At 39.8% G+C, this 14,056-nt stretch carries 9 protein-coding genes; 7 read left to right on the top strand and 2 right to left on the bottom strand.

What is annotated here, in order from left to right; genetic code table 11:
• The first annotated feature begins 232 nt into the window (after nt 1-232).
• Nucleotides 233-1,807, top strand: coding sequence for an alkaline phosphatase (locus tag N473_RS00740; RefSeq protein ID WP_063366313.1), 1,575 nt, complete (start codon nt 233-235; stop codon nt 1,805-1,807).
• 164 nt (nt 1,808-1,971) lie between these two features.
• The gene (locus tag N473_RS00735; protein WP_063366312.1) at nt 1,972-2,460 is read left to right on the top strand and encodes a hypothetical protein; all 489 of its coding nucleotides are present in this window, start codon (nt 1,972-1,974) and stop codon (nt 2,458-2,460) included.
• An 89-nt stretch (nt 2,461-2,549) separates the two neighbouring features.
• Here N473_RS00735 and N473_RS00730 read toward each other — a convergent pair whose 3' ends face one another.
• Nucleotides 2,550-4,541, bottom strand: coding sequence for a TonB-dependent receptor plug domain-containing protein (locus N473_RS00730; protein ID WP_063366311.1), 1,992 nt, complete (start codon nt 4,539-4,541; stop codon nt 2,550-2,552).
• A 90-nt stretch (nt 4,542-4,631) separates the two neighbouring features.
• Nucleotides 4,632-5,006, bottom strand: coding sequence for a hypothetical protein (locus N473_RS00725; protein ID WP_063366310.1), 375 nt, complete (start codon nt 5,004-5,006; stop codon nt 4,632-4,634).
• A 731-nt stretch (nt 5,007-5,737) separates the two neighbouring features.
• Here N473_RS00725 and N473_RS00720 point away from each other — a divergent pair.
• The 5 genes from N473_RS00720 to N473_RS26655 all read left to right on the top strand — a co-directional run bounded on the left by N473_RS00720 (nt 5,738) and on the right by N473_RS26655 (nt 14,053).
• A complete protein-coding gene (locus N473_RS00720) occupies nt 5,738-6,445 on the top strand; it encodes a hypothetical protein (RefSeq protein WP_063366309.1) in 708 nt (235 codons plus the stop codon).
• 3 nt (nt 6,446-6,448) lie between these two features.
• Nucleotides 6,449-7,612 (top strand): M48 family metallopeptidase, encoded by a 1,164-nt coding sequence (locus N473_RS00715; RefSeq protein ID WP_063366308.1) that lies wholly within the window; start codon nt 6,449-6,451, stop codon nt 7,610-7,612.
• A gap of 4 nt (nt 7,613-7,616) precedes the next feature.
• On the top strand, nt 7,617-8,186 hold the full coding sequence (locus N473_RS00710; protein ID WP_063366307.1) for a hypothetical protein: 570 nt from the start codon (nt 7,617-7,619) through the stop codon (nt 8,184-8,186).
• Between the two features lie 805 nt (nt 8,187-8,991).
• A complete protein-coding gene (locus tag N473_RS00705; protein WP_155735492.1) occupies nt 8,992-9,390 on the top strand; it encodes a hypothetical protein in 399 nt (132 codons plus the stop codon).
• A 7-nt stretch (nt 9,391-9,397) separates the two neighbouring features.
• Nucleotides 9,398-14,053: an RHS repeat domain-containing protein gene (locus N473_RS26655; protein ID WP_063366305.1), complete on the top strand. Its 4,656-nt coding sequence runs from the start codon at nt 9,398-9,400 to the stop codon at nt 14,051-14,053.
• The last annotated feature ends 3 nt before the right edge of the window (nt 14,054-14,056 follow it).

Here is a 14,056-nt window from a genome sequence, read left to right as displayed (position 1 = left end):
CTCCTAAAGCCAATTATTTGACTAATTTGGTCTCGTTGTTGAGCAAATGTTTTTATCTGTCTAGGACACAATTGAAAAATACTTGTTGTCAATTCAAGTGGATTATAATGTTATTTTATAACATAACGCAATTGAGCTGCTTTTTTGCACAGCTGGTCGCATGTTTCTTACAACGGTAATTTAGCATTGGTATATTTTTGCGGCCATTAATTTATTGAACGAACAGATCAAAATGCAAAAACGCTTTAAGCCAATACTCATCGCGGCCATGCTGCTATCAACCTCCTGTACCATGTTGCCAGATCCAACCTCAAAGGTTACGCAACCCAGTGGCCCTAAGAATATTATTTTGATGGTGTCTGATGGTATTGGGTTTAATGGTTGGCTTGCAGCGGATTATTATCAAGGACTTGCCGGTCAGCAAACATACCAAGTTAAACGTCCAGATGGCACCAAGCCATTGGTATTTGGCCTTGCGCACAGTGCGTTAAATTTAGTCGATGAAAATGGTAGTACTTTGGCCAGAGGTACCGATTTATCGAAAGCCGCTGGGGCAGTTGATCAGGGTTATGACCCACAAACACGTTGGGACCGATTTGAAAATGCCATGCTCAATGATTATTTAGACTCGGGCAGCTATACCTCCTACACGGATAGTGCCGCAGCAGGTACTGCGTTGATGAGTGGCCGAAAAACTGCTGTAGGTCGCATTAATATGGATTGGAGCAATAGCGAGCAGTTTGACACGATTGCACAAATTGCGATGAAACAGGGCTTATCAGCTGGTACTGTAACATCTGTGATGGTGTCGCATGCGACGCCTGCAGCGGCGGTTGCACACAATGTTTCTCGCAACAACTACGTCGAAATATTTAATGAAATGCATGACTCAGGCCTGTCGGTCATAATGGGGGCGGGCCATCCTATGTATGACTCAAGTGGCGCGTTGAAAGTGACAGAAAAGCAGACTTTTAAATATGTTGGTGGGGAGCAAACTTATAATGCAATCCGCGCAGGCTCTAATGAAAAAGCCGCTCTGTATATCGACTCTAAATCTGAGTTTGAAGCGCTGGCGCAAGGTGAAGTGTTGCCTGAGCGTGTAATAGGGATTGTGCGTTCAGGATCAACTTTACAAGCGAGTCGAACAGGTTTAAATGACGCAGACACCCCTTCAGGTATGGCGTTTAATAACAGTGTACCAAGTTTGGCGACCATGAGCGTCGGCGCTTTGAATGTACTAAATCAAGATCAAGATGGCTTTTTTGCGATGATTGAAGGGGGCGCTGTTGATTGGATGGGACACGCCAATAACATGCCGCGCTTTATTGAAGAGCAAATTGATTTTAACCAAGCGGTTGATGCAGTAGTTAAATGGGTTGAAACCAATTCAAATTGGGACGAAACCTTGCTGATTATCACCTCCGATCATGAGTGCGGTGGCATATGGGGAGAGGGTACTTGGACAAACGGTCAAGGTGGTGCAGTTGCAATCGACCGAAATAAAGACGCTTTGGAAACTGCGCGATTTAATCCTGCTGAAGATCAATTTAATGCTTTTTTAGCGGTACAAAATCGTGGTAAAGGTAATATACCGGGATACCAATGGGCATCACGAAATCATACCAATGAGTTAGTACCACTTTGGGTAATTGGTAAAGGCGCTGACAGTTTTAATGAGTTCACACGTACAGATCCAAAAGCTGCGGAGCTTTGGGGGGAGCATTATAAATGGAATGGAAGCTATGTGGATAACACCAGCGTGTTTCAAGTAATGGAAGCAGCATTATTACGATCGTCTAATCAATAATAGTCCCATTCATAACGTAAGCATCCTGTGCTTGGGTGCTTACGTTCTGTGTATTATCATATCTAACTGTTTGCTTTTTTTTATAATTCATCATTAGGACTGTTTAAATATACAGTAGTTGTGGTATGGTGTATCAAAATTAAAAACAAACAACAGGAAAAGCCATGCTTCAAGTACTAGAGCACAATGAACCAAAGGATTTTGATTTTATTATCGGCGACTGGCAAGTAAAACACCGTCGTTTAAAAGATATTCTCAGTGGCGCACAGGAGTGGATTGAATTTGAAGGGCAATCATCGACAATAAAAACGCTTGGTGGGTTTGGTAATGTAGAGGATAATTATTTACATATGCCCAATCAGTCTGTGAGAGCAAAAGCAATCCGCTCTTATAACAGTCAGACAAAAGAATGGTCAATTTGGTGGCTTGATGGGCGAAATCCAACGGCGATGGATACACCGGTCGTTGGTCAGTTTACTAATGGCGTCGGGCGTTTTTATGCTGATGAGGTATATAACGGTGTGCCAATCAAAGTAAGATTTGTATGGGACTCAACTAACCCAGATATGCCTACTTGGCAACAAGCATTTTCCAAAGATGATGGCGAAACATGGGAAGTGAATTGGAAGATGGAGTTTATCAGAGCACAGTAACGCACACGTCATTGTGTTAGCCACATACAAAATAGCTGAAAAAGGGAAATAGTCGTGAATCTATTTCCCTATTTTATGACAAGTGGGGGCTATCCAAACGTCATTCTAATCCCTGCATTGACGGTGAATCCATCATTTCGAGACCAAATATCGGTTGTCCATCGTCCACTGGGCGCTTGCTTTGGTAGCAATAAAGAATAGTCTTTCGTTTGACGAACATTTAGTAAGTTTTCTGCATTTAAAAACCAACTGACATTACCGAGCGTGATTTGGCCGAGTAACCCTAAGTGCCAATAAGGATCGCTATTATCTAAATACGGATTATTTTCCAGCGCTTGAGTACCGGTATAATATGCTTCAAACCCGACTAAGTGGCTGCCATGCTCTTCCCACATGATCACCGCACCAGCTGAATGTCTGGGCGTCAACGCGAGTGGTGCTCGGCTTAAATTGGCCGATGTTTCCTTACTGGCATCTGTGTACAGGTAGCTGGTGGTCACTTTTATATCATGCCAACGATAACGCAGTAAAAGTTCAGTACCACGAATTTCACTGTGTCCAGTTGCATTGGCGATACGCACTGTTTTACCAGAGAAGGCACTCAGGTTATCTAGCGTTTCAAGTTCTGTGACATTATCTACGTCAGAAGCAAATAAAGTAATACTCGCTTCAACCCCATTAAATGTATAGCCGATGTCAATGGATGCAGTGGTTGCGCGCTCAGCATCTAAATCGGATAGTGGCGCGAGTCGAGAAAGTCCGGTATCGTCGATATCTTCAATAAAGGGAGTTGGCGCAAAAAAGCCTTTGCCGTATGAGCCACGGACAGTCCAATCGCTTGGGTTATAGAGCATTGAAATGCGAGGGCTAAACTGTGTGCCATATTCACTGTGCCAATCAGCTCGGGCGCTCAGTGACATAGCAATGTCATGAGAGACATCGTAGTCCAATTGTGAAAATAAGCCGGGAACTTCAAATGTATAGTTAAACTCAGGGTTACTTTCTGATGAAAACTTATCGCTTTGATGCGCAATACCCACAAGCCATGCTGCATCGTCCGTATAGCCAGATAAACTCGTTTCAAGCAGGTAGCTTTCATGCGTGTCGTTTTCTAGTACTTGGCCATATTGATGGTCGTGATCTTGATGCATTACAGAGCCTCGGACATTGAGGTTGAGCACTTCTCCAAGCGGTTGCTCAAAAATAAAGCCACTGTCGAGCCTTGTTGTGTCTTGTGCTTGGACATAGGGTTGTCCATCAGGCATAACGGCCCCTTCCAGTGTCCCCGCTGTACGTTGCTCTGTCATGGCACCAAATGTGGCATACAAATTTGCTCCGTTGTCACTGGACCAATATATACGAGGTCGCATAGTTGCTCTGTTATACGCTGCCATGTCTATCCAGCCATCATTATCCAGATCTTTTGCTGCTTGATGATGGGCACCAGCGGTAATGGAGGTGCTTATATCATCTGTTATGGGTGAGGCAAGATAGGCGGTAATATCTTGACCATCTTTAGACGTGGCATTAAACAGGGCTTCTCCTTCAAACTCGTCAGAAGGCGTTCGCGATATCAAATTGATAACCCCGCCTAGTGCCGAGCCGCCATATAATGATGATGCAGATCCTTTAATAATTTCAACATTAGCCAGATCGGTTGGTGGGATCTGAAGTAATCCGATTGAAGCGGTTTGACCACCGTACAAAGGTAAACCATCACTTAATAGCTGTGTATAGCGACCGTATAATCCTTGCAATCTAATATTTGCACTGCCCAGCGCAGGGGAGGTATTTTGTACTCTGACGCCGCCAGTTTCGGCGACCAACATCGAGATATTACCCGGCCTCATTAGTGCTTTTTCTTGTACTTCTTCAGTGTTGATGACTTCGGTTCGTGTGGCTGACTCTGTCACGATACGGCCAAGCCTAGATGCAGTAACTTGGATTTTTTCAACTTGTTTATTGTTATGTTCGTGGTGATGATCACCATGGTTTTCTTCATGATGGTGATGTTCACCCGCATAAGAAGCATAGGGTAGCAGCATCGCCGAGATGGCGATTGTAGAATAGGTGTTTAGCATTTTTACCTCTAAGCATGCGAAAATTGCTCGCATATTAAGCATAAATATTTAAAAGTGATTTAAATGTGCGAATTGCGGGCGCACTAACCCTTAAGAGGCAAAAATAGGGGGACGAAAAAGTGAATCTTGTACTTTTATTGGGTGTTCATGGGAGATGTTGAACAACATGTGGTGATATTTAGAGAATGATACCGAGTGGTTGTCTGGTTTTACATAGGCAAAAGTCATACACGCATTGGATGGACAGATACATTCGTCCTCACAACAATCGACCTCACAGCAATCGTCTTCGTTTTGAGCGCCGCTTCCTAACTCGCGTTGCGCGTCTGACACCGTAAGGTGAAGATCAACGACAAGTGTTGAGCCTTGCTCAAAGGACATGGCAAAGTTATATGCAAGCGACTGGCCGATAAAGGCGACTAACACAGCAGTAATAATCAATACGTGTGATAAGGGCTTAAGCATAGGGCTCTCAATAACTAAGTTGCGCGTACTGTAAAATATTTTATCTAACTTGTGAATAGGTATGCGATTAATGGATTTTAACGCTATGTGTGAATGTAGTTTGTAAGTGCAACAATACTTATTTATTCGATATTGTTTACTATATTTTAGGGGGAAACAAATTGAAGCTTATTTGTGTCGTATTTTCAAAAGAGAGAATGGAGCAATAAGTCCATTTCATCATGGGCGGGTTCAGTTATAGACATATTGATTGAGCATATAGCCTAACTTATTATGTAGCCTAGCTATTAAGAAAAAATGTTAGCTTAGCGCGGTGCTCAACAGCTTGGCAATGAGTTGGTTAAGTTGCTATGGTTGGGTTTTTGTCTTCGTTGTACATTAAGCTAAATATGCCCTCCATATACCCTCCAAACGCATGGGGTCTGTGTTTTAAGCATAACGAACAGGCCTTGGAATTTAATTTTTAAAAGGGTACTTTTAGATTGATTTTTGATCACATCATGTTTGGTAAATTAATGGGTGGTTGATTTTTGACCTGTCTGTTGTTTGGCAATATCCCATGACCTATCTTTAAGCATTGCATCTATGGTTTTCTTTGTTAGTTTATTTGTTTAGTTGTTAATTATTAATAAATTTATTATTTTACAATAGTTCTTAACGATTTCTTACAAATAATTGCATTAGTCCCCGATTTAGTATATTTTCCCGCCTTTATTTTATCGGGAAGAAAGATGAAAGGTAATATTTTAGCCACTTTAACTGTGCTTTCACTGTTGCTTTTGCAAGGGTGTGCACACACGTCAAACTACGCTGCAAAATCTACATTAAATAGTGGTGGCGAAGCAGGAGAAAAATTAGAAAAATCAAAAATCCTGTTGATGCCTATTGATGTTGAATTAGCTGAATTAACAGCACTAGGCGCATTAGAAACTAAAGCAGACTGGACTGAAAGTGCTAAAAAGCACATGAATGTTGCAGCGGCAAGAGTGATGGAAAAGCATAACGCGGATATCGTGCCTTTCGAATCAGACAATACTGATCCAAACGCTATCAGCTACCAATTGGCTAAATTACACGAAGCGGTTGGTTATTCAGTGCTAGTACACCACCTTGGTCCTCAAAAACTGCCATCTAAAGGCAAGAATTTTGACTGGACATTAGGGAATGACGCGCAAACACTTCGCCAAGAAACAGGCGCAGATTATGCGTTGTTTTTATTTATGCGTGATAGCTATGCGTCAGCAGGTCGAGTAGCAATGCAGGTTCTTTTAGGTGCACCTGGTGGAAGCCAAATTGGTTTTGCATCGCTGGTAGATCTTGAGTCTGGAGATGTTGTGTGGTTTAACCGTTTGTTTAGCACCACAGGCGACTTAAGAAAAGAAAAGTCAGCACAAAAATCTGTACAGAATTTATTAGACGGATTTCCTAGCGCGGAATAACACATGAAGAATACGCTTTTATTTGTCTTTCTCGTTGTAGTCATAGTACCGATTTGTAATGCCCATTCTCAGCTGACATATTCGCCTACTATTGACGTGAACTATGAACCAGATTGGTCTTCAGATGAGGGCGGGTTTTGGTACAAGGTTAATCAACTTGAGGCAGATGTCAAAAGCTCTCCTTATCTTATTCGTGACAAGGAGTTAAATAACTATGTCTCGAATATGGTATGTAAGATAGCTGGAGAATATTGTTCATCAATTCGTGTTTATATTATTGATAACCCTCACTTCAATGCTGCAATGTATCCAAACGGCATGATGCATGTTTGGACTGGATTGTTGTTACGTGTAGAGAATGAAAGCCAACTCGCTGCCATACTTGGTCACGAGGTCGCACACTTTTTACGTACGCACCAAATTGAGCAATGGCGTCAAGCGCAAAGCACAGCCGCAGCCAATATTATTCTTGATATAGGTATTGCCGCCGTAACGGGCGTATACGGTTTGGCTACCCTGGCTAATTCAGGTTCTGGTGCGGCATTTAGCCGAAAGCATGAAAAAGAAGCTGATATTATGGGCGCAGAGCTGATGCACAAGGCTGGATTTGACCCGCTTGAGGCGAGTTTGTTATGGGGCAATATTCTCGAAGAAAGAAACTCGGACAAATCGAAAGAGTCGCGTTCTACATTTTTTGCAAGCCACCCAGCTTCAGAAGAGCGCAATAAATACCTTAAATCTCACGCATTAACACTGCCTAAAGTGAAAAGTGATGACAATAAGGGAGCAGGATTACACGCTGTAGTCAGCGTTCATTATGAGCGTTTGATGAAAAATCATATTGCGCTTCAAGAGCAAGAGCAGACAGAAGTGTTGCTAGAGCGTCATAAAGAGATGGGTTACCCGTTATCTTTGATTCACTATTTTTATGGTGAATTATCAAGAAAACGGGGAAAAGAGCAAGATATAAAAGAGGCGATTTCCCATTATAAGACAGCTCTGACTCACGCAGGTTATCCGAATACAACACATAAACATCTAGCTTACCTGTACTTAAAAGTTAAGGAAAATAGTACGGCTAAAGCACATTTTGAAAAATATTTAGAATTGGTACCGGATGCTAAGGATAAAGCAATGGTAGCTTATTACATTAAAACTTTGGGATAGTAAAATGAAACACATTGCATTAGCACTGTTCTTACTGACACTAACTTCATGCGCTGCGTTTAAGCTTGTTAAGCCGCAGTCTGCAACTGTTCATGGTATAACGCTAACACCAACTTCAAGTTGGAATAAAGTCAATGGTAACCCACATAAAAAGTCTCAGCTATGGACTAAAGATGGCTTAGCATTAAATGAGTTATACATCATTGGTAATATTGCAGATGGAGAAACTATATTTAAGTCTTCTAACAAAGAGTTACCATTACCTTCTTTTAAAGCGGGTATGTTGCCAAATGAACTTGAAGAGTTTGTAAAAACTTCACTGAAAAATAGCCATGGTGGCTCAATCAACGTGAATACTGAGAGCATGGCTCCGCAAATGATTGGCGAAGATGTTGGTTTCAGAATGGAACTTTCTTATTTCCTTGAAGGTGGTTTGAAGAAGTCGGTTGACGCACTTGTTGCTGTTAAAAATGACAAGTTATATATGGTTATGTACGTTTCACCTTCTCTACACTATGCAGAGCGTTATAAAGCTGAAGTAAATAGTATCTTCGGTTCTATTTCAGTACTGTAAAGTGTCCGATAACCCAGCAGCACACTTATCGCATACTTGCTGTTGGGTTTTTAACTTTGTGTTATTTAGTATATTTTTAGAAAGTGAGCAATATATCGCTCATTTTTTGTATCGAAAGCTGAGTTGATATATTCTAAACAGCGGCTTTTTATTTAACTATTTCGTCTTCTCCCTCTATTACTCGTTTTAATTATTTTAGATTGAAGTGCTTCTTCGTATTTACAGCTCGAATAATATATCAGTACATTCAGTTTGGTTATCTTTTTTAAGTAAATAACCACTTACCTTCAATGTTTTGCTTTACTGTTCATGTGATACGATTAATACATGTATTGTTAATTAGTGGAGTGTTGACCTCGGAGTGTTTCTCTTTTTTAAATTGGCTTGATATACCTGAGGGGATTTTTGCTCCAGCAGCGAATTTACAAAAATCATCAAGTCCTTGTTGAGGTACTTAAAAATTGGCTAAATATTAGGTCATAGTTCGCGAGGGTTCACCTCTCTTTGTAATGAAAGGTCATGTCATGTTCTTTAAACTGGATTTATAAAAGGGCTTTATCCTAATTATTTAGGAATAGGGAAAGATTTCCTAGTATCACTATACACCCTCTTTAACAAAAGGTAACTAAAAGGTTTTAAAGTGTTTTTATAATGCGTTTTTTTTACATCTAGGGTTTTATTGAAGGTATGTGTTAACATTGTGTTTTATTGTGTGCGCTTATTTTTAATAAAGAGGTTGAAATTGAAATTGAAATTTAAAAATAAAATATCAATTTTATTGGTATTACTTCTAAATTTTCCTTTTATGGCGAAAGCTAAAACGACATGGATCCCCATTCCAAGTGAGGGGGCATTTTTGGTTATCCCATTCATACCAACAGTGCCTTTTCCCCCAGCGTCAAACTTTAGTACAAAAGTTACTGCAGGTATTACATATGTCACATGGGATGATATTAAACACGCCAGCAGATACCAAATTCAAGTTTTGAATAGCCAAGGCCAATGGGTTGAGCTATTTGTCGTGGATGAAAATCAGTTTCTAATAAGTAAGTTAAATGGTAATTATGAATTCAGAGTTATTGCGTGCAACATAAACACATGTAATAACACAGGCTTAGCTTCGGTCAGCTTTGCGCCGAGTAAAAAAGTGACATTCATTCATACCGATTTATTAGGTAGCCCAGTTGCAGAGACTCAAGAGTAGTTAGATTATGAGAATAATAAGAAAATTTATTTCGATCGCACTTTTAGTATTTCCTAATGCTGCATTAGCAGATACTGGGCACTTACCAGGAAATGGAAATGGAAATGACGAAGGAAGCACAGATTTTTCTTCTGTATTTAAGAGTTACTATAGCGATTTGCCTTCTGAAAGTATAAGTATTCAGGATCTAAAACTCACCCACACATTTAATATAAAAACGATCCCTGCCGCAAATGGTAGTTCGCTTTCCGTTGGATATGAAGTGAAAGGCTTTCAAGGTGGTGCTGTATACATATTTAAAAAGTTCAATGGTCATCGATTGAATATGTCACTCACGGCAACATGGGACAGCGGTGGAGAAAAAACAATAAGAAAGTTTGGGTGTTTGGGGAATTTATCAGGCCTTGAGTTCAATCAAGGTGGCTTGGGTTTACCCCAAAGATCAAAACCTTTAGGATTTAACAGTAACGATATGCCATCTGGCACATTGGCACTATTTAAAGACCACACCATATTAAAATGTGAATCAGCCAGACCTGTGGTGGTTTTTTCTGATGGAACAAAAGTCAAGTTTGGCAGTAGAATAACATCAGTAGAAAAACAATATGTTTGGAGGCCTGTCTCTATAGAGGATAAGCATGGCTTAAAAATTGACTTAACCCAACAGCATATTAATTTTAATGGAGTTCAAATTAGTGAAGTGGCTGGGTCACAGGTTAAGCAGCTGATAATTGATGATAACAGTGAAACCTATGTAACCACTTTTAATTTTAATTCTTTAGGTGAAATAAGTTCAGTTGTCGACCCGGAACAGCGTGTTACCTCTTTCACGCATACTGGTGCTTTTACCGGGGCTTTGAAATCAATCGATAGTATTACCTTTCCGTCAGGTTTAAAAGTTGAGTATACATATCAGGGTTATTGGGAGGATAGTAGAAATAGCCTTACAGTAAGCTCTAAAAAAATCACAGGACCAAACATTCAGGAAAGACGTTTTCAATATACATTAACACCACCAGAGGTAGGTTACCCAGGCTTAGGGGGTCATAAGTCAATCTCATATGAGTACGATGTCGATGGGAATTCACATGCTTTGACTAAGGTTAATTATATCCATTCCCCAGCAGACTATGGTGCCCGTATCTACAAGCAGGAAATATATAAAGGGCCATATTTAAATGTTGGTTGGGTTCTTCGTCAGCGCTGGAAAGAAGGTGACTTGCTCGCTAAAAATGAAACGCAATGGGAGCATTACTATCTTGGAAGCAGCGGGTGTTATAAGCAACTTATAGGCGAGTATTTTATTGTTGCACCAAATCGTTGTGTAAGCGTGAGAAAATCAAAAGAATATACTAGTTATAGGGTAAGTGATGGTTATGATACTTTCTTTACTGACTATTTGAGTTATGGAAAATATAGTGGATTAACAAAATATAAAGAAGTTTTTTCGAGTTCTAAAGAACTGCCAGCAAATCCAATAGACTCTCAGGTTTTTACCGGTGCTACTAAATATACCAAAAATACATACTCACATAATAAAATTAATTGGATAACAAACCAGTTAAATAGGAAAGAATATTCAAGCTCCAATAGTGGATACATTTCAGAGTCTCAATTTGTTCTTGAACCAGACACGCTAAATATAAAAGATATATATAGTTTTGGGTTATTAAAAGAAAGTTATACTTATCATGAAACTGGTGATTCGAAGGGGGCCGTAAAAAGCAAAACGCTAAATCATCAGCGCCTATCAGGTAATGGTAAAATTACGACGTCTTTTAGTTCTGATTACACTGCGAACGTACCAAAAACGATTACTTCATACTCAGCTTTGTCAGATAGTACAGTTCAAGAGATTAAGTCGGCGGATTTATTCGGTAACACCTTAGAATATACTGATAAAAAAGGCACTCAGTCTTATTATAAATATGATAAGTTAGGCCGATTAGTTTCTAAAAAAACTGAAAATGATACAAGCTTCGGGCGTCAATGGTTAGGTGTTCTATATAGCTGGGATGACATAAATAATAAAAGAACAATTACGCATTGTACTTTAAATGAATCTATGTCTGGTTGCGCCTCGAACCTGGAATTTAAAATAGAAGAAAAATATAACGCGCATAACCAGGTTATCCTTAAAAAATATACAGATTTAAAATATGCAACAGCGCTTAACAGCACACGTTATCAAGTCTTGAATTATGATAGATTTGGGCGTCTGGCTTTCCAGTCAATAATGAGTGATAGCCATACAGAAACGCGTGGCACGAGATTTTATTATGATTTTTTAAATCGTCGCATCAAAACTGAACAGTCTGGGTTGGGCACAGTTAACTATCGTTATTTATCGGGCCATAGAATGGAAGAAACTGATGGCAAAGGGAATAAAACGACTAAAACATTTCAAAGTTATCAGGCCCCAAATTATAAAGATATAATTGAAATAGCTTCACCTGAGTCGATACTCACCAAATTGCATCGAGATGTTGGGGGATTTATTGAATCTATTACTCAATCTAATGAATCGCCAGCAAATTCAGGGGGAGGTGGTGGTGATGTTGTCGATCCAGAGCCTCCAATTTGTGACAGAATAGATCCATTTCGATGTGAAGACCCGCGCATTATTGATATAAATAATGTTTATTCTGCAAGTTCTGCAAGTAGAGTTCTAAAGCAAACAGAAACGCGCTTATATGACTCAAATAAGCAATTGTGCTTAGTGAAGCGAGCGGATGTTGGCACGACCGTAATGAAGTACAATGCACTAGGTCAACTAGCTTGGAAGAAAGAGGGCACTAATTATACCACATGTTTAACTTCGGCTCCTTCTGGCAGTATTCACTTTACTTATAACAACTTAGGTTTACTACATAATACTAATTATCCAGGCACTGATTTAGATCTGGATCAGGAGTATGATAGAAATGGTAATTTAACCACATTAATTAAATCTAATATAACGCAGTTCTATACTTATAATAATAAGAACTTATTAGAAACTGAGCTAATTACAATTGCTGATCAGACTCCCGTTTCATTGCAATATGATTATGATGCTGCGGGGCATTTATATTCTGTAACCTATCCAGATAGTACAACAATAAAATATATGCCTAATGCATATGGTGAAGCACGTTCGGTGATTGCTTATAATCATAATAATGTACTGGAAAAGCGCTTCATTAAAGATGTTAATTACTATCCTAACGGTATGGCTAAGAGTTATGAATTTGGAAATGGCGTCAGGCATGAACTTGAGTTGTATACTGACAGTGATCTACCCAAAAGAATATCGGATCTAAAAACTGGCGTTAGTGCATTAGATTTGACATATGGTTTTGATAATAACGGTAATGTTAATTCAATATTAAATGGTGTTGATGATGGCTATTCGATTACCAGTATGCGATATGATGGATTAAATAGGTTAACTAAAGTTACTGGCGGCAGTAAAATAGGTGATAGTGATATTGGTTATGATGTTCTCGGTAATATTACAAATTACAAAAGTAAAAGTAGAAACCTTGTATATACCTATAATGCCGATAACAATAGGTTGACTTCTGTTTCAGGAGTAAGTGGTAAATATAATAATATAAGCTATGACAGTAGGGGGAATATTACGAACAATGGAAAATACTCCCTAGTTTTTAATGATGCCAATCAAGTAGTAACCGCCAATGGTAATAGCTATTTATATGATGGCTTTAATCGTAGAGTTAAAAAGGTTGAAGGCGACAAAACAGAGTACAGCATTTTTAGTCAAAGTGGCCGACTGTTATTCAATCAGACTGGAGTGCTCACTGGCAATGGTGTTAACTATATTTATTTAGGCAGCAAGTTGATTGCAAAGTACGGTAATGTAGAAACTGTTTCATTAGCTCAGAGCAAACAACATTATCGACCTTTTGGTGAGAGTATTGAAGGATCACGGGATACTATTGGATACACTGGCCATGAATATGATACTGACCTAGGCTTAAACTATATGCAGGCACGATACTATGATCCAGTCATAGGTCGTTTCTACTCGAATGATCCGGTGGGTTATACGGCTAAAAACCCTGTCATGTCTTTCAACCGATATTTATACGTGAATAACAACCCGTATAAATACACCGATCCGAATGGTGAGTTTTTCAATTTGGCTCTAGGTGCTATTGGTGCGACTGTTGGCGCAATTTCTGGAGGTGTAAGTGCTTATGTTTCTAGTGGCGGTGACTGGGAAGCTACAGCTCAAGGGGCAGGTGTAGGTGCCGTGTTAGGTGCCACAGCAGGCTTTACTGGTGGTGCCAGTCTCGTTGCTGCTGGTAAGGCTGCGGATTTAAGTATGAAAACAGCTACTGCCGGGCGAGCTTTAAGTACAATGGGAAGTACATCTTTAAAAACAGGTGCAGTTTCTGCTACATCTAATGCGGCAGGGCAAGTTATAGGGCATGATGGGGACTTGTCTAAAGTTAGCGGAACCCAAATTGCTGTTGCTGGTGCCGCTGGATTGGCTCCGGGTCTTGTAGGCGGAGCAATATTGGAAACTGGAGCAACAGCGACAGTTACATCGGTGGCTAATGTAGCTACAGCAACAGTTGTAACGGATGTATTAAATACGGCAACGCAGATTGTTGGAAGTGAAATTGCTAAAGATATCGAAAAACGAGATGACTAAAAG

Source organism: Pseudoalteromonas luteoviolacea CPMOR-1 (assembly GCF_001625685.1).
Lineage (GTDB): Bacteria > Pseudomonadota > Gammaproteobacteria > Enterobacterales > Alteromonadaceae > Pseudoalteromonas > Pseudoalteromonas luteoviolacea_K.
The sequence above is the reverse complement of the archived record's forward strand: the minus strand, read 5'-3'. Positions and strand labels throughout refer to the sequence as shown.